12 protein-coding genes are annotated in these 18,080 nt (G+C 66.0%); 4 read left to right on the top strand and 8 right to left on the bottom strand.

The genetic code is table 11. The features are described from left to right. The first annotated feature begins 10 nt into the window (after window positions 1-10). From hypE to ACTTAI_RS15455, 4 genes are all read left to right on the top strand, one after another. Complete coding sequence (hypE, locus tag ACTTAI_RS15470; RefSeq protein WP_444452408.1) at window positions 11-1,033, top strand: hydrogenase expression/formation protein HypE; 1,023 nt, start codon at window positions 11-13, stop codon at window positions 1,031-1,033. A 176-nt stretch (window positions 1,034-1,209) separates the two neighbouring features. After that, entirely contained in the window at window positions 1,210-4,212 is a 3,003-nt protein-coding gene (locus ACTTAI_RS15465; protein WP_444452407.1) for a CheR family methyltransferase, read from the top strand. Further along, window positions 4,209-6,887, top strand: coding sequence for an EAL domain-containing protein (locus ACTTAI_RS15460; RefSeq protein ID WP_444452406.1), 2,679 nt, complete (start codon window positions 4,209-4,211; stop codon window positions 6,885-6,887). The genes ACTTAI_RS15465 and ACTTAI_RS15460 overlap by 4 nt, the downstream gene beginning before the upstream one ends. A gap of 73 nt (window positions 6,888-6,960) precedes the next feature. Beyond that, a complete protein-coding gene (locus tag ACTTAI_RS15455) occupies window positions 6,961-7,164 on the top strand; it encodes a hypothetical protein (protein ID WP_444452405.1) in 204 nt (67 codons plus the stop codon). A 56-nt stretch (window positions 7,165-7,220) separates the two neighbouring features. Here ACTTAI_RS15455 and ACTTAI_RS15450 read toward each other — a convergent pair whose 3' ends face one another. The 8 genes from ACTTAI_RS15450 to xdhA all read right to left on the bottom strand — a co-directional run bounded on the left by ACTTAI_RS15450 (window position 7,221) and on the right by xdhA (window position 17,928). Next, a complete protein-coding gene (locus tag ACTTAI_RS15450) occupies window positions 7,221-8,504 on the bottom strand; it encodes an NAD(P)/FAD-dependent oxidoreductase (protein ID WP_444452404.1) in 1,284 nt (427 codons plus the stop codon). 165 nt (window positions 8,505-8,669) lie between these two features. After that, window positions 8,670-9,752: a BMP family ABC transporter substrate-binding protein gene (locus ACTTAI_RS15445; protein ID WP_444452403.1), complete on the bottom strand. Its 1,083-nt coding sequence runs from the start codon at window positions 9,750-9,752 to the stop codon at window positions 8,670-8,672. Between the two features lie 39 nt (window positions 9,753-9,791). Next, window positions 9,792-10,721, bottom strand: coding sequence for an ABC transporter permease (locus ACTTAI_RS15440; RefSeq protein ID WP_444452402.1), 930 nt, complete (start codon window positions 10,719-10,721; stop codon window positions 9,792-9,794). Next, window positions 10,718-11,797, bottom strand: coding sequence for an ABC transporter permease (locus ACTTAI_RS15435; protein WP_444452401.1), 1,080 nt, complete (start codon window positions 11,795-11,797; stop codon window positions 10,718-10,720). The genes ACTTAI_RS15440 and ACTTAI_RS15435 overlap by 4 nt, the downstream gene beginning before the upstream one ends. Then, the gene (locus ACTTAI_RS15430; protein WP_444452400.1) at window positions 11,794-13,311 is read right to left on the bottom strand and encodes an ABC transporter ATP-binding protein; all 1,518 of its coding nucleotides are present in this window, start codon (window positions 13,309-13,311) and stop codon (window positions 11,794-11,796) included. The genes ACTTAI_RS15435 and ACTTAI_RS15430 overlap by 4 nt, the downstream gene beginning before the upstream one ends. Next, window positions 13,308-14,246: a xanthine dehydrogenase accessory protein XdhC gene (xdhC, locus tag ACTTAI_RS15425; protein WP_444452399.1), complete on the bottom strand. Its 939-nt coding sequence runs from the start codon at window positions 14,244-14,246 to the stop codon at window positions 13,308-13,310. The genes ACTTAI_RS15430 and xdhC overlap by 4 nt, the downstream gene beginning before the upstream one ends. Continuing rightward, the gene (gene xdhB, locus ACTTAI_RS15420) at window positions 14,243-16,543 is read right to left on the bottom strand and encodes a xanthine dehydrogenase molybdopterin binding subunit (RefSeq protein WP_444452398.1); all 2,301 of its coding nucleotides are present in this window, start codon (window positions 16,541-16,543) and stop codon (window positions 14,243-14,245) included. Before xdhB ends, xdhC begins: the two co-directional genes overlap by 4 nt. Next, the gene (xdhA, locus tag ACTTAI_RS15415) at window positions 16,540-17,928 is read right to left on the bottom strand and encodes a xanthine dehydrogenase small subunit (protein WP_444452397.1); all 1,389 of its coding nucleotides are present in this window, start codon (window positions 17,926-17,928) and stop codon (window positions 16,540-16,542) included. Before xdhA ends, xdhB begins: the two co-directional genes overlap by 4 nt. Window positions 17,929-18,080 lie beyond the last annotated feature (152 nt).

Raw genomic sequence — 18,080 nt, 5'->3', positions numbered from 1 at the left:
GCAAGATGAAATGGCGTTGAGAGATGAGCGGGTGACGCTGGCCCATGGCGGCGGCGGCAAGGCGATGCGGGACCTGATCGAGGAGGTCTTCACTGCCGTCTTTCAACCGCCCGGCATGGAGGATCAGGCGCGTCTGACCGAGGCGGCGCTGGCCGAGCCGGGCGCGCGGCTGGCCTTTACCACCGACAGCTATGTGGTGACGCCGATTGAATTTCCGGGCGGCGATATCGGCAAGATCGCTGTTTGCGGCACGGTGAACGATCTGGCCGTGGGGGGCGCGCGGCCGCTCTGGCTCTCGGCCGCTTTCATCATCGAAGAGGGGACCGAGATCGCGCTGTTGCGCCGGATCGTTGCCACGATGGCGCGCGAGGCCGAAGCGGCCGGGGTGCGGATCGTCACCGGCGACACCAAGGTGGTCGGCCGCGGCGCCTGTGATGGCGTCTTCGTCACCACCGCGGGGTTGGGGGTGATCCCGCCGGGCCGCGAGATGGCGGCGGGGCTGGTGCAGCCCGGCGATGTTGCAATCGTCAATGGCGTGCTGGGCGATCATGGCGCGACCATTCTGGCGGCGCGGGGCGATCTGGCGCTGACAAGCGACATCGAAAGCGATTGCGCGGCGCTCGGCCATCTGATGGCCGATGTGATTGCGGCGGCGCCGGGCATTCACGCGGCGCGGGATCTGACCCGGGGCGGTCTTGCTTCGGCGCTGAACGAGATCGCGCAAGCGGCGGGGTGTGGCATCACGCTGGACGAAACCGCGCTGCCGCTGCGGCCCGAGGTGGTGGGGCTGTGCGAGATCCTGGGTCTTGACCCGCTTTACCTTGCAAACGAGGGGCGGCTTGTCGTCTTCGTGCCTGAAGACGAGGCTGCGGCGGCGCTTGCGGCGATGCGGGCGCGGCCCGAGGGCGCAGGGGCTTGCGTCGTTGGGCGGGCGGTGGCAGAGCACGCGGGACAGGTGCGTATGCGGACGGCCTTCGGCGGTGCGCGGATCGTGGACATGCTTGTGGGTGAGCAGTTGCCGCGGATTTGTTGAGCGGCGGAGCGGAACGGCGGGGCCGGACCGGCCTCGTCAGGAAATGGGTTGACAGCGAGAGGCCAAGTGCTTCTCAATCGGGGAAATTTCGGTGGTTGGGCAGGAAATCCGCGAGAGCCGCGGAAGGCGGCCGGAACCGGCGAAAATGCTAGGGCGAGGCCCGGAAAGGAGCGATCATGATGGACGTTCCTGAGCAAGAGACGGACCTGCAGACGCAAAGCGCGACCGAGGTGTCGGCGGCGCCCGAACCGCGTGCGGTGGTGGCGATTGGCGCCTCGGCCGGGGGGTTGGATGCGCTTGAGCGTCTCTTTGACGGGCTGCCCGCCGATACCGGCGCGGCCTATGTGGTGATCCAGCACCTGTCGCCCGACCACAAGTCGATCATGGCCTCGCTCTTGGCGCGGCATACCAAGATGCCCGTCGTCACCGTCGAAGACGAGATGGAACTGGCCGCCGATACGGTCTTTCTGATCCCGCCCGCAACGATCATGACGCTGGAAGGGCGGCATCTGCGGCTGGCACCGAAGGATCGCCGCGTGCTGTCGCTGCCGATCGATGCTTTCTTCACGTCGATGGCTTCGGGCTATGGCAGCCGCTCGGTTGCGGTCGTGCTGTCGGGCACCGGGTCGGACGGCACCCGCGGCGTTGGCGCGGTGCATGCGGCGGGCGGGGTCGCCATCGCGCAGGACCCGCGCGATGCGCGCTTTGACGGCATGCCGCGTTCGGCCATTGCGACGGGCTTCATCGATTCCGCGCTGGGCATCGAGCGGATCGGCCCCTGGATCGCCGATTACCTGATCCGCCGCCCGCGCCTTGGTCAGTTGACCGGCGCCGAGCACCCGGATGCGGGGACCGCGGCGGTGGACGATGACCGTCTGGCGGTCGGGCAGTTCGACGGGCTGGAACCGGCCGAGGCTTTGGGCCGGATCGTCGAGATCCTGTCGCTTTCGGGCGAGGTCAACTTCCTCGATTACAAGCCGGGCACGGTGCAGCGTCGGATCGAACGGCGGATGGGGGTGCGGCAGGTGCCGGACCTGACCTCCTATCTGGAACTGCTGACGCATGACCGCAATGAACTGGCGAGCCTGCGGCGCGAAATGCTGATCCCGGTTACCTCGTTCTTCCGCGACCCGGATTCCTTTGCCGAACTGGCCGAGAAGGTGATCGACCCGCTGGTGGCGCAGGCCGCGGTGGGGTCGACGCTGCGGGTCTGGACGGCGGGCTGCGCGACGGGCGAAGAGGCCTATACGCTGGCGATGTTGTTCTTCGACGCGTTCGAGCGGGCCGGGCGCTGGCCGACGCTGAAGATCTTTGCGACCGATGTCGAGCCGATGAACATCGAGACGGCGGCGGCCGGATTCTTTGCCGAAACCATCGCCGCCGACCTGCCGACGACCTTCCTTGAACGGTTCTTCACCACCCGCGGGGGCCAATACACGATCCGCCCGGAGATCCGGCAGACCATCGTCTTTGCCCGGCACAACCTGCTGTCCGATCCGCCCTTCACCCGGATGGATCTGGTCACCTGCCGCAACACGCTGATCTATTTCCGCCCCGAAGCGCAGGAACGCGCGCTGCGGCGGATGCATTACGCGCTGCGCACGGGGGGGTATCTCTTCCTTGGCGGCTCCGAGGCGCTGGTGCAGGTGCAAGATGATTTCTCGGTCCTGTCGGCGCGGCACCGGATCTGGCAGGCGCTGCGCCCCGGGGCGGCGCCGCTCACCGACCGCCGCGCCGGGCTTTACGTCACGCCGCGTCCGCCGCGCACGCGCGCCGACAATGCCCCCGTCACCGCGGTCGAGCGCGGCTTTGCCACGCTGTCGCGGGCCTATGCCCCGCCGCCCGCGCTTTTGGTCAACAGCCATCATGAGATTCTGCATTCCTATGGCGATGTGAGCCGTTTCATGCAGATGCGCGAAGGCGCGGCCTCGCTGGAAATCGGGCGGATGCTGGTCGAGCCGCTCTTGCCCGTGGCCTCGGCGCTGCTGTTCAAATCGGCGCGGCTGGGCGAGGAAGCCGCCTCGGATTCGATCCCGATCGCCGAGGGGCTGATCGGCCCCGATCCGATGCGGCTGCGGCTGCGCGTCGTGCCAGTGAAGCAGGGCACCGACAGTGACGAGGGGCGGCTTTACGTTCTGGCTTTCGAGCCCGATGAGGGTGCCGATGATGGCATCTCGGGGATCGACATCGACCGCGAGGTCGGTGCGCGCATCGAGATGCTCGAAGCGGAACTCGCGATGACGCGCGAAAGCCTGCAGGCGATGATCGAGGAACTTGAGACCTCGAACGAAGAGCTGCAGGCGACGAACGAGGAGATGATGGCCTCGAACGAGGAACTGCAATCGGCGAACGAGGAATTGCAGTCGGTCAACGAGGAGCTGAACTCGCTCAATGCGGAATATCAGGAAAAGATCGACCTTCTGAACCGTTCGAATGCCGATCTGGACAGCCTGACCGAGATCATGGCGATGGGCACGATCTTCGTCGACAGCGAGCTGACGGTGACGCGCTTCAGCCCGGATGCGGCCGAGCTGTTCCGCATCCGCGATGTCGACATCGGCCGCCCCTTGGGCGATCTGACGCATCGGCTCGATTATCCGGGGCTGCTCGACGATCTGCGCCGCACGCTGCAGGGCCAGTCGCGCACCGAGCGCGAGGTTTCGGGGCTGAACGGGCGGCATTATCTGGTGCGGATGCTGCCTTACCGCGTGCCGTCCTCGGCGGCGCAGGGCGCGGTGGTCACCTTCGTCGACATCACCCAGACCCGCAACCTGCAGCTGTTGCAGGCCGTGATCGACGGGCTGGCGGAACATGTGGCGGTGCTGGACGGGCATGGCGATATTTTGCTGGTGAACGCCGCCTGGACCCGGTTTGCGACCGACAATGGCGATCCGGCGCTGGCGCACACCGGGGTCGGCACCAACTACGTCGGACGTTGCGACATCGGCGAGGCGGCGATCGATTCCAGCTATGCGAAACGTGCGGTGGAGGGGATACGGGGGGTTCTGGCGGGCAAGCAGCGCCATTTCACCATGGAATATCCCTGTGACGCCCCGGGCCAACAGCGCTGGTTCGTGATGCATGCCCGTCCGCTTGACGGGCTGCAGGGCGGGGCGGTGGTCAGCCATATCGAGATCACCCGCTGGCACAGTCAGACCGACGAGGTGGCCGGTTCATGAGCCCGCCCCCCTCGGTTTCGGCACCGACGATCGATGCAGATCGCGCCGAGCTGGCGGGGGGCTTCGGCCATGATCTTGTCACCCTGACCGACATGCAGTTCCGTCTGGTCGAGCAGCAGCTGATCGCGGCGGGGCTCGACGAGACGACACTGCTGGGCTTCAACCGGCTGCGGCTGGGCGTGGCGGAACAGGCGGCCGCGCTGTCGGAGCTGATCGACGAAGGCGAACGGCAGCAGGAAGCGCTGGACGAGTTGCGGACGCTTTTGCGCAATGCGCCGCTGCCGGTCCTGCGCATCGATGCCCATCTGGCGCTGCAACATTCGAACGAGGCGGCGCGGCGGTTTCTGGGGGAGAGCTTTGAGCGCAATGGCGGGGCCGCGCTGCGCCGGGCGTTGACGCGCGCGCAGATCGTGCGGCTGATGGCGGCGCTGACACAGGCCGACGAACCCGAGACCGGCGAGATTGTGGTGCCGCTCATGTTCCGCACCGATGCCGGGCAGCAGTGCGGGGCACAGGCCTCGGTCTTGCGGGCGCGCAAGCCGCATCCCGACAGCCCCAATGCCTGGTGGCTGATGCTGCAACCCGAACAGGTGCCCGGGGCGGCCGATGCCGATCTGATGCGGCTTCTGTTCGATGCGTTCCCCGATCCGGTGAGCGTCACCAATACCGAGGGGCGGATCACTCTGGCCAACCGCGCCTATCTGCGGCAGACGGGCCGCGCCGAGGCCGAGGTGATCGGCCGTATGCCGAAGGAATTCCTGCCGCTGATCGAGGCGCTGCATGCGACGCAGCTCGATACAAGGGTGCGCGCGACGCAGACCGCAGTTACCTTCGAGCAGACGCGGCGGCGTTTGCCCGAGGAGGTCATGATGGCGACCGAGGGGGTGATCGGCGCGAATTGGCAACGGCATCAGACCGAAAAGCGCCCGCTCTTTGATGTTTCAGGCCAGCTGATCGGTGTGGTGACGCAAAGCCACGATGTGACCGAGGAACTGCGGGCCCGCGAACTTGCCGAGATGGTGTTTGACCAGTCGACCGAAGCCATCGTGCTGACCGATCCTGATCTGCGCATCCTGCGGGCCAATGCCGCGTTCGAGCAGATCGCGGGCTTCGCGCATGCCCAGCTCGCCGGCCGGATGATCGAGGGACTGGTCGCGACCGCAGGGCCGAGCGATCCGACCGGCACCTCGCGCACGCTGCGGACCGAACTGCGCGAGCGGGGCAGCTGGCGCGGCGAGGTGGCGGTGCGCTCTTCCGAAGGAGAGACGATCATCTGCTGGAGCCGGATCACCCGGCTGGCCGACTCGGCGGGACGGATGCTGGGCCATGTGGCGATGTTTGCGGATCTGACGCCGCTGCGTCAGGCGCAGGCGGACAATCTGCGGCTGGCGAATTACGACCTGCTGACGGGGCTGCCGAACCGCAACATGCTGGCCGAGCGGATCGACGCCTGGATCCGGCTTGCAGGCGGCAGCGGGCGGGTTTTCGCGGTGCTGTTCATCGACCTCGACCAGTTCAAGGCGGTCAATGACACGCTGGGCCACGAGACCGGCGATCTGCTCCTTTCGGCGGTGGCGCAGCGGCTGCGGATCGGCGAGGGCACGGATCATTTCATCGCCCGCATCGGCGGCGACGAATTCGTGCTGCTTTTGGGCGACGCCGGGGCGGCGGAGGCGCTGGCCCATGCGCAGGCCCTGCTCGAGGCGCTGGCGGCGCCGATCGATCTGCCGGGGCTGCATCAGTATCGGCCTGCGGCGACGGTCGGCATCGCCTGTTTCGGCGCCCACGGTGACAGCCGCGACGTGCTGTTGCGCAATGCCGATCTGGCGATGTATGCGGGCAAGATCCAGCGGCATCGGGTGATGGTCTACGAACCGGAAATGGGCATCGAGGCTGCGCGCGAGCTGGATTTGCGCAACGCCCTTGCCGGGGCGGTGGAGCGGGGCGAGATGGTGCTGCATTTCCAGCCGCTCTTCGGGCTTGGCGATCGTGTCCCGCGCGGCTGCGAGGCGCTGATCCGCTGGAACAGGCCGGGCCGCGGGCTGATCTCGCCCGGCGAGTTCCTGCCCGTCGCACAGCGTGCCGGGCTGATGCCCGCGCTCGATCGCTGGGTCTTTTCCGAGGCGCTGGCCACGATGTGCCGCTGGCGCAAATCGGGGCTGGTCGGCCTGGATTGGCTGATGTCGATCAACCAGACGGCGGCGGATCTGGCCGCGCCCGATTGGGCCGATGTGCTGATGGGGTGCCACGGCTGCGGCTGCGGCTGTGCCGGGTTGCAGATCGAGCTGACCGAAGAGCAACTGGCCGACCGCGTGCCCGGAGCGGTCGCGGCGCTGGAGCGGCTGCGGGCGCAGGGGCTGCGCCTTGCCATTGACGATTTCGGCACCGGCTATTCCTCGCTGGCCTATCTGGCGCGGTTGCCGGTCTCGATGCTGAAGATCGATGCGCATTTCGTGCGCGGCATCGAGGCGGATCACAATGCCCGGCTGATTGTCGAGGCGATCACCGGACTGGCGAAACGCTTCGGCTATGCCACGCTCGCCGAGGGGATCGAGACCGAGGCCGAGGCCGCCGTGCTGGCGGAGATCGGTTGCGACATGGGGCAGGGCTTCCTGATGGCGCCGCCGCTGTCGCGACAGGCTTTCGAAGCGCGTTTCCTGCGTTCGGGCCTGTGACCCTGTCCTTTCGCGCGGGCGGCCCTACCATCAAGACTGCGCCACTTCCGGCCGATCCGAAAGGAGCATGCTGATGTCGAACCTGCCGCCGACCCCGCTCGGCACGTCGAAGAATTATCTGATCGCGATGGGAATAGCCCTGCTTCTGGGGGGATTCGAATTTCTGGGGATCTGGCGGCACGAGGAGCGGGCCAAGGCACAGGCCGCAGCTGCCGCGGCTGCAGCCGCGGCGAAACCAGCCCCTGCTGCCAGCACGGCCGCAGCCCCGGCGAATTGAAATGAAACAGGCGCGGTATCCCGCGCCTGCCTGTCCAAGTCCGGTCGGAACGGGGCTTAGCCCTTCTTCACCGCCTTCAGCTTGTCGATGCCGAGGAATTTCATCGCCGCCTTCTCGTAGAAAGTTTCCGAGGTGCCCCGGCGCAGCTTGTGCATGAAATAGCGCTCGAAGCCCTCTTTCGCCCAGTGCACCCATTTGCCCTGGCTCGACCAGTTCACGTTGCGCGGCGGGATCTGCGGCTGCGCGACGAAGGCGATGCCCTGATCGCCGAAATCGGCCAGACAGACGGCGTTCCAGCTGCCGACCTCGTCCGCCTCGAAGCCGCGCACGATGCGGCCGATGTTATGGGCGGTGGCGGTGACCATGCTTTCGATCATGAAGCCGGTTTTCGGCACGCCGCAGGGAACGGGCGTGGCGGCGATCGGCGGGATCGCGACGCAGACGCCGACGGCGAAGACATTCTTGTATTTCGGGTTCTGCTGGTGCTGATCGACGATGACGAAGCCGCGCGGATTGACCAGCCCCTCGATCCCCATCAACGCCTTGATGCCGCGGAAGGCGGGCAGCATCATCGCATAGCCGAAGGGCACTTCCTTTTCCGGCTTGACCGAGCCGTCCTCGTTCACCTCCTCGACCACCATCTTGCCCTTTTCGACGCGCTTGATCCGGCTCGAGGTCATCCATTTGATGTGCTTTTCGCGTAGGTTGCTTTCCAAAAGCCCCTTGGTGTCGCCCACGCCGTCGAGGCCCAGATGGCCGACATAGGGTTCCGAAGTGATGAAGGTCATCGGCACCTTGTCGCGGATCTTGCGCTTGCGCAGCGCGGCATCAAGGATGAAGGCGAATTCATAGGCCGGGCCGAAGCAGCTCGCCCCTTGCGCCGCGCCGATGATGATCGGGCCCGGGTTTTCGCAAAAGCGGTCGAAGGCCACGCGCGCATCTTCGGCATGATCGATGTGGCAGATCGATTGCGTGTGGCCATCGGGGCCGAAACCCTCGATCTCGTCAAAGGCGAGTTCCGGGCCGGTGGCGATGACGATCTGATCATAGCTGACGGACTGGCCATTTTCGAGCTCGACCCGGTTTTCGTCAGGGTGCAGCCGCTTGGCCGCCACCGGGATGAAGTTGATGTTCTTGCGCGCCATCGTCGGCGCAAGGTCCACGGTGATGTCCTTGCGCGACCGCCAGCCCACCGCCACCCAGGGGTTCGAGGGCACGAAATGATACATCGGGTCCTTGGTAATAACGGTGACCTTGTCTTCCTTGCGCACCTGTTCGCGCAACTCGTACGCCATGATGGCACCGCCCAAACCGGCACCCAGAACCACGATATGAGCCATCTGTCCCTCCCCGAACTGGCTGTCGGGCCGAGGCCCGTATATGCATATATGGGAATATGAATCTATGACCTGTCAAGCGAGAAGATCGGTTCCGCTGGACCGGGGCCAAAAGAAAGGGGGCGGACTCGCGTCCGCCCCACAACCTTAACAGGAAAAATGCTCAGGTCACTTGGGCATTTCAGCCGCAATGCCCTCGACGAAGAAGTTCAGACCAGCCAGTTCGCCATCGTCCGGGGTCTTGCCGTCGGCCAGCCATTCCGAGCCGTCCTGCTTCTTCAGCGGGCCGGTGAACGGGTGATAGGAGCCGTCGCCGATCTTCTTGATCAGCTCTTCAGCTTCGGCCTTCACTTCGGCGGGGACCGCATCGGTGATCTCGCCGATCTTCACCATCCCGGTGCCGATGCCGCCCCAGGTGCCTTCGGATTTCCAGGTGCCATCGACCAGCGCTTGCGCGCGCTTGATGTAGTAGGGCGCCCAGTTGTCGATCGTCGAGGCGACGCGCGGCGAGGGTTTGAAGGCTTCCATGTCGGAGGCCTGCCCGAAGGTGAAGACGTTGCCGGCTTCCTGAGCCTTCGCCTGCGGCGCGGTCGAGTCGGTGTGCTGCAGGATGAAGTCGCAGCCCTCGGCGATCAGCGCGGCGGCGGCGTCGGCTTCCTTGGCCGGGTCGAACCAGGTGTAGGCCCAGACCACCTTGATCTCGACATCCGGGTTCACCTTTTTCGCGTGGATATAGGCGGCGTTGATGCCCTGGATCACCTCGGGGATCGGGAAGGAGCCGATGTAGCCGATCTTGTTGGTCTTCGTCATCCGGCCCGCGATCGTGCCCTGCACCGCGCGGCCTTCGTAGAAGCGCGCGTCATAGGTGGCGAGGTTGTCGGCGCGCTTGTAGCCCGTCGCATGCTCGAATTTCACGTTCGGGAATTTCGCGGCGATGTTCACCGTGGCTTCCATGAAGCCGAACGAGGTCGCGAAGATCAGCTGGTTGCCTTCAAGGGCGAGCTGGGTCAGGGCGCGCTCGGCGTCCGGGCCTTCGGGCACGTTCTCGATGAACGAGGTGACGACCTTGCCGCCCAGCTCCGCTTCCATCGCGCGGCGCGCGACGTCATGCTGATACGACCAGCCCATGTCGCCCACCGGGCCGACGTAGATGAAGCCGATCTTGAACGGATCGGCGGCACGCACCGGCAGGCCGACGGCGGCGAGGGTCGCGGTGGCGGCGGTGGTCTTCAGGAAGGATCTGCGGTCCATGGGAGCTTCCTTGTTGCGGGCAATGGCCCGGGTTTGGCCTCAGTTCGAGGCGTGGAACGACCGCCCCAGCGCCGCCGGCGCGGCCGGTGCTCCGTGACGGTGGGTTGCGGAGAGGACCACCAGCACAAGGACGGTGATCACGTAAGGCGCCATCGACAGGAAATGCACCGGGATCGCATAGCCTGCCGCCTGCAGCTGCAATTGCAGTGCGGTGATGCCGCCGAAAAGATAGGCGCCGATCAGCACGCGCTCGGCCCGCCACGACGCGAAGACGACGATGGCAAGGGCGATCCAGCCCGCGCCCGCAGTCATCCCCTCGGTCCATTGCGGCACCCGCACGAGGCTGAGGTAAGCCCCGCCCAGCCCCGCCAGCGCGCCGCCGAAGGCAAGCGCGGCAAAGCGCACGGCGATGACCCGGTAGCCAAGCGCATGGGCGGCGTCGTGGTTCTCGCCCACCGCGCGCAGGATCAGGCCAAGGCGGGCATATTTCAGGAAGGCCCAGACCACGGCCACCAGCGCCAGCGACACATAGACCATCCAGTCATGGCCAAAGACGATCGGACCGACGACGGGCAGATCGGCGAGCGGGCCGAAGGGCACCTTGCCGGTCGCAGGCGGGCGCACGCCCTCGAAGCCCTTGCCCGCAAGGGCCGAGAGCCCCAGCCCGAACAGCGTCAGCGCAAGGCCGGTGGCGGTCTGGTTCGACAGGAACACCTGCGTCAGCAGGGCAAAAAGCGAGGCCATCAGCGCGGCCGCCAAGGCGCCGCCCGCGAAGCCCAGAACCGGGCTGCCGGTGGTGACGGCGGTGGCAAAGCCTGCGACGGCGCCCACAATCATCATCCCCTCGACGCCAAGGTTCAGAACGCCCGCCTTTTCCGCGACGAGCTCGCCCGTCGCCGCCAGCAGAACCGGCGTCGAAGCGGCCATCAGCGCCGCCATCAGGGTGACGATATCGATGCCGCCGATCATTTCGAGCCCTTTCCAAGCCGCAGACGGTAATGCGTCAGCAGGTCGAATCCCAAGAGGAAAAACAACAACATGCCTTGGAAAACCTGAATCGCCGCGGTGGGCAGGCCCAGCATCAGCTGCGCCATGTCGCCGCCGATATAGGTCAGCGCCATGAGGAGCCCCGCAAGCAGAATGCCGATCGCATTCAGCCGCCCGAGGAAGGCCACGATGATCGCGGTGAAGCCATAGCCCGCGTTGAAACTGTCGGTGATCTGGCCCGAGGGGCCGGAGACCTCGAACATCCCGGCAAGGCCCGCAAGCGCGCCCGAAAGCCCAAGGCAGAACATGACAAGGTTTGCGGGCAGAACACCTGCAAAGCGCGCGGCGCGCGGCGCCTCGCCCGCGACGCGGATGCGGAAGCCCGCAATGTGGCGCTGCATCAGCACATAGGTGGCGATCACGGCGATGAGGGCCGCGACGACGCCCCAATGCATGCCCGTTCCCGCGATCAACTCAGGGTTATGGGCGGAGGGATATTGCTGCAGGTTGCGCGAGCCGGGAAAGCCGTAGCCCTCGGGGTTCTTCAAGGGGCCGAACGCCGCCCAGGCCAGAAAATTCTGCGCCACATAGACGAGCATCAAGGACACAAGGATTTCCGAGGTGCCAAAGAGCACCTTCAGCACCGCCGGGATCATCCCCCAGATCCAGCCGCCAAGCGCACCCGCCACCACCATTGCCGGGAACAGCCAATGGCTTTCCGCGGGATAGGCCGCCAGCGCGACCGAGGCGCCCGCAAGCGCCCCCATGATGTATTGCCCCTCGGCGCCGATGTTCCAGATCCCCGCGCGAAAGCCGACGGCCAGACCCGCGGCGATCAGGATCAAGGGCCCCGCCTTCACCAGCAGTTGCCCGCGGAAATAGGCTGCATTCGCGCCAAAAAGCGGGTCGTAAAAGATCACCTTGATGGCAGCGACCGGATCCTTGCCCAGAAGCGCAAACAGCACGCCGCCCGCGATCATCGTGGCGATGACCGCCAGAACCGGCGTGGTGAAGGACCAGAATCGCGAGGGCGTCGGGCGTTTGATCAGCGTTATCACAGCGCCGCCTCCTGCATGCCATGGGCGCCGCCCAGCATCAGCCCGATCTCTTCCATTGTCAGCCCCTCGGTCGGGCGCGGCGCGGACAGCCGCCCCTCGTTCAGCGCACAGAAGCGATCGGCGATTTCCATAAGCTCGTCAAGGTCTTGGCTGATCACGATCACGGCCGCGCCCTTCGCCGCCAGATCCAGGAGCGACTGCCGGATCGCGGCGGCGGCGGCGGCATCGACGCCCCAGGTCGGCTGGTTCACCACCAGAACCTCGGGCGATTGCAGCACCTCGCGGCCGATGACGAATTTCTGCAGATTGCCCCCCGACAGCGCGCGTGCGGCCACATGCGGCCCCGGCGTGCGGACGTCAAAGCCCTTGATGATTTCCTCGGCAAAGCGCCGCGCCGCGCCCATGTTCAGAAAGCCGTTTCGCGTCAGCGGACGGCGCACGGTCCCGGTCAGGATCGCGTTTTCCGTGAGACTCAGGTTCGGCACGGCGGCATGACCCAGCCGTTCCTCGGGGGCCGCCAGCAGCCCCAGACGGCGGCGGTCGTTCGGCCCAAGGTCGGAAATATCCTGCCCATGCAGGCTGACGGTGCCCGCGCCCGAGGGCCGTTCCCCGGACAGGGTGGCCAGCAGCTCTTCCTGCCCGTTGCCCGCGACGCCACCGATGCCCAGCACCTCGCCTGCGGCCAGACTGAAGCTCACATTCTTCAGCGCCGGGCCGAATTGCGTCATCGGCGGCAGGTTCAGCTGAGCAACCTCAAGGATCGTCGCGCCGCTGACGCGCCCGGCCCGGTCGGTCGCGGCAAATTCGCCGCCCACCATCAGCTCGGCCAGTTCGCGCGCCGATTTCTCGCGCGGGATGCAGCTCGCCACCACCTTGCCGCCGCGCAGGATCGTCGCGCCGTCACACAGGCTGCGGATCTCCTCAAGCTTGTGGCTGATATAAAGAATCGCCGTGCCCTCGGCCGCGAGCTTGCGCAGGGTGTGAAACAGGATCTCGACCTCTTGCGGCGTCAGCACCGAGGTCGGCTCGTCCATGATCAGAAGCTTCGGGTCCTGCAAAAGACAGCGGATGATCTCGACCCGTTGCCGCTCACCCGCCGAGAGATCGCCGACGATGCGCGCGGGATCGAGGGGAAGCCCGTAAGCCGTTGAAATCGCGCGAATGCGTTCGGCCAGATCGCGCATCGGCGGCGGATTTTCCATGCCAAGCGCGACGTTTTCCGCGACATTCAACGCCTCGAAAAGCGAGAAATGCTGAAACACCATCGCCACGCCCGCGGCGCGCGCGGCGCGCGGTTCGGCAGGTGTATAGGGGCGGCCCTGAAACACCATGCGCCCGGCATCGGGTTTCACCAGCCCGTAGATCATCTTCACGAGCGTCGACTTGCCGGCGCCGTTTTCGCCCAGAAACGCGTGCACCTTGCCCGGCGCGACCTCGAACCCGACCCCGTCGTTCGCCACGACCCCGGGATAGGCCTTGGTCAGGCCCTCGATCTTGAGCAGCGACCCTGTCACCCGGTCTGTCCTTCCGTGTTGACGGCCAGCGAGGCTCGGCTGACCCGATCCCTCAGTAGCGCGGCGGCGACCGAAATCGCAATGGCTTGCGGCTCCTTTCCAAGCGCCGGATCGCCTATCGGGCAGGCAATGCGCGAAATTTGCGCGGGGGAATGCCCCAGATCGTGCAGTCGGTGCTGAAATCTTGACCATTTGGTCGCGGAGCCGATCAGCCCGCAGGCGGCAAAGTCCTGACGCAGAATCTGGTGGCACAACTCAAGGTCGAGCGCGTGCGAGAAGGTCAGGATCAGATGGTGTGCTGACGAAGCGGCAAGCGGAACCAGATCGGCGGGATTGCTTGCGATGACCGGGGTGACACTGTCGGGAATCGCCTCGGGGAATCGGCTCGGGTCGATGTCAGCCCAGCGGATCGACCAATGCGGCAGCGGGGCCAGCGTGGTGACCAGCGCGCGCCCGACATGGCCCGCCCCCCAGATCCAAAGCTCCTGCGCCGGGGCTGAGAGCGGCTCGATCAACCAGCCGTCCAGAAGCAGCGGCGGGGTCTCGCCGCTGTTGCGTGCTTTTGCGAGGGCCCTTTGCACCGAGAGCGGCATTTCGGAGCAGATCAGCGGGCGGGCATGGATCGGCCCGCGGATTTGTGCCAGTTTTCCCGTATCAAGCGGTTCGAACGCGAGTGTCACCGACCCGCCACAGCACTGACCCAGCGTCGGGCCCAGTGCAAAACGGCGCAGGGCGGGGCCGCTTAGGCCCCGGGCGATCGTGATCGCCTCGGCTTCCAGCGTGCCGCCGCCGATCGTGCCTTCGGTCTGGTCCGGCCAGATCCGCATCTCGGCTCCCACCTCGCGCGGGGTCGAGCCCTTCGTCTCGACCACCAGCACGCGCACGAAAGGCCCTTTGGTCGCCGCCTGTCCAAGGGCCTGAAGATGCAGACTCATGCCCGCCCCTCGGCGCGTCTGACGGCCGCCAACACCGCCTCGGGCGTGGCGGGGGCCTGCAGATCGGGCCACTGCGGCCCGCAGGCGGCGCAGGCATCCGTCAGCGCCAGAAAGGCCGAAATCCCCAGCATGAAGGGCGGCTCGCCCACGGCTTTCGAGCGGAAGATCGTGTCCTCGCGGTTCGGTTGATCCCAAAGCGCGACGTTGAAGATGCGCGGCCGGTCGGAAAAGGCCGGGATCTTGTAGGTCGACGGCGCGTGGGTCAGCAGCCGCCCGCGACCGTCCCAGACCAGTTCCTCGGTCGTGAGCCAGCCCGCCCCCTGCACATAGGCGCCCTCGATCTGCCCGATATCGAGCGCCGGGTTCAGGCTCGCCCCGGCATCATGCAGGATATCGGCGCGCAGGATGCGGTTTTCACCGGTCAGCCGATCGATGACGACCTCGGTGATCGCGGCGCCATAAGCGAAATACAGGAACGGCCGCCCCTGACCGCGCAACCGATCCCACGAGAGTTTCGGTGTCGCGTAATACCCTGTTGCGGAAAGCGAAATCCGCGCCATATAGGCGGCCGCGACGATCTCGGCAAAGGGCCAGCTTTGGCCTTTCGCCTGCACCTTGCCGCCCTCGAAGATCACCTCGCCCGGTGCACAGCCCTCGCGTGCGGCAACGAAATCGGCCAGACGCCCGCGCAGCGTTTCGCAAGCGTCCTTTACCGCCATCCCGTTCATGTCCGCGCCAGAGGACGCCGCCGTGGCCGAGGTATTGGGCACTTTCGAGGTGTCGGTCGCGGTGATCCGCACCTGTGCCGCATCAATGCCCAGCACTGCCGCCGCGACCTGCACCATCTTCGCATGAAGACCCTGGCCCATCTCGGTGCCGCCATGATTGAGCGCCACCGAGCCATCAGTATAGATCTGCACCAGCGCTCCCGCCTGATTGAGATGGGTCAGCGTGAAGGAGATCCCAAACTTCACCGGCGACAGCGCGATGCCCCGCGCCAAGGTTCGATTTGTGCTATTCCATTCGGTGATATCGGCCTTCCGGGCCTCGAAATTCGCAGATTTCTGCAAGCGAGCGGCAAGCTCGGACAGCACGCAATCCTCAACCTCCTGCCCGTAATGGGTGGTTTGTGCTTTGGTCTGACTATTCTTGATGATCGGCGGAGCGTAGAAATTCCGTGCCCTCAATTCGGCCGGATCGCAGCCCATCACCCGCGCCAGATGCTCAATGGCGCGTTCCATTCCCAGCATCCCTTGCGGGCCGCCAAAACCCCGAAAGGCGGTGTTCGATTGCGTGTTCGTGCGCAGCCGATGGCTTTCGATGCGCAGGGCAGGCACGAAATAACTGCTGTCGGCATGCAGCATGGCGCGGTCGCAGACCGGCAGGCTCAGATCTGCTGACCAGCCGCAACGCGCCAGATGCACGAAATCTGCCCCCACCAGCTTGCCCGAGGCATCGGCGCCGATCCGGTAGCGAATGCGGAAATCGTGCCGCTTGCCGGTGATCACCATGTCGTCGTCGCGGTCGTAGCGCATCTTGCAGGGTCGGCCCGTCGCCTGCGCGGCGACGGCGCAGGCAATCGCCAGATGATTGCCCTGACTTTCCTTGCCGCCAAACCCCCCGCCCATCCGCCGCATCTCGACACGCACATCGTGGAAGGCGAGCCCCAGCGCATGGGCCACCTTGTGCTGGATCTCGGATGGATGCTGGCTCGAGCAGTGGATGACCACACCGCCCTCGGCGGGCAGCGCCATCGCCGCCTGGCCTTCCAGATAAAAATGTTCCTGCCCACCGATTTCGAGCGTGCCTTCGGCCAGATGCAGGGCCCCGGCCAAGGCGGTCTCTACGTCGCCGCGCGCCCAGATTACTGGGCCGCCCTCGAACCTGCTGTTCGCGGCAAGCGCCTGATCCAGAGTCAAGATCGCCGGGCGGGCGGCATAGGTGATGCGCGCCTTCCGAGCCGCAATGCGGGCGGCGCGGTGGCTGGTTGCCGCGACCAGAAAGATCGGTTGGCCATGGTAATGCACCGCGTCCGTGGCCAGAACCGGCTCGGGGCTGGGCGCGGGCGAGGCGTCGTTGTCATGCGGCAGGTCGGCCGCGGTGAAAACCGCCACCACGCCGGGGCTTTGCCGCACCGGGTCAAGGTCAAGCGCGGTGATCCCGGCCGACGCCTCGGTCGAAAGACCGAAGGCCAGGTGCAAGGTGTTTGCCGGGCAGGGCAGATCGTCCAGGTAGCGGGCCTGTCCGGTCACATGCGCCCGCGCCGAGTCATGCGGAAGGGATGTTCCGACGCTCATGGCGTGACCTCCAGCACCGAAACGGCCGCGCCCGAAAGCGCGCGCACATGGCGCAGGGCCATCGCCTGCGCGGCATTCATCCGATAGGCGGCCGAGGCGCGCATGTCGGACAGGGGCGTGAAATCCTGTTCCAGCAGCGGCAAGGCGGCGGCCATCGACTCTTCCGTTAAGGGCTGCCCGATCAGCGCCGTTTCGAACCGAGAAGCCCGTTTCGGGATCCCCGCCATGCCACCAAAGGCTATGCGGGCAGTTTCAATTTTCGAACCTTTTATCGTCAAATTAAACGCGCCACAGACCGCAGAAATGTCCTGATCGAACCTTTTTGACAGTTTGTAGCAGCGTAGCCCCGGTGCGGATTTCGGCAGGCTTACGCTTTCGACAAACTCGCCCGGGCGTCGGTCTTGCTTGCGATAGTCAAGGAAGAACTCTTCCAGCGGCATCCTGCGGCGGTCCTGTCCCCGACGCAGTGTCAGGCTGGCCCCCATCGCGATCAGCGCGGGCGGCCCATCCCCGATCGGCGAGCCATTGGCGATATTGCCGCCGATCGTGGCCATCTGCCGCACCTGTTCCGAGGCAAAGCGGCGCAAAAAACCGGCCAGCGCCGGATGCGGCCCCTCGGCCCAGGCGCGCAGGGCCGCGATGGTGACGCCTGCGCCGATCACGAAGCCGTCCGGGGTTTCGCGGATTTGCGCCAAGTCCTTGCAATGGCTTAGAAACGCCACTTCGGGCAGGTCACGCAGGGCTTTCGTCACCCACAGGCTGACATCGGTTCCCCCCGCAATCAGCGTCGCTTCGGGATGGGCAAGATACCACTGTGCAAGCTCATCCCCAGTTTCGGGCAGGAAGGCGGGGTCTGTCTGCCCCAGACCCCCCGTGGCCATTTCCGCCAAGGGGAAAGAGGCATCGGTTCGCAGCCACGCTGCAGGCTGTTCCAGCGCGGCGGCTTCGGCCGCGCGCAGGATCGGCACGTAGCCGGTGCAGCGACAGAGGTTGCCCGCCAGAAGATCGTCGTAATCCGTGCGGCGGTTCTCATGCGCAGTGGCCATCGACGCGATGAAACCGGGCGTGCAAAAGCCGCATTGGCTGCCGTGATGGTCGATCATCGCCTGCTGCACCGGGTGCAAGGTGCCGTCGGGCGCGGCGATCCCCTCGATGGTGCGCAGCGCCTTGCCCGCGATCTGCGGCAGCATCGTCAGGCAGGCGTTCACCGCCCGGCGGCCCGCCGCATCGCTCACCATCACCGTGCAGGCGCCGCAATCGCCCTCGTTGCAGCCTTCCTTGGTGCCGGTCAGACCCTCGGCGCGCAGCCAGTCGAGCAGGCTTTGCAGCGGGTCCTCGACCCTGACCCGCCGGGTTTCTCCATTGAGAAGAAACGCAATTTCCATGGCTTGTTCCGCCGCGATACCGATTTTCGGCTTCCCCCACCCGATGCGGCGTAGAGCGAGGGGCTCTCCCTGAGACCAGCTTTGCGTAAGCTTCGGGTTCTGGCAAGAATTTCGATGTGGGGGTGCATGAAAATGCACCGGATGGTCAATAT

The organism is Rhodobacter capsulatus (genome assembly GCF_052363175.1).
In the GTDB taxonomy this organism is placed as follows: domain Bacteria; phylum Pseudomonadota; class Alphaproteobacteria; order Rhodobacterales; family Rhodobacteraceae; genus Rhodobacter; species Rhodobacter capsulatus_D.
This window is presented reverse-complemented; position numbering and strand designations above follow the sequence as displayed.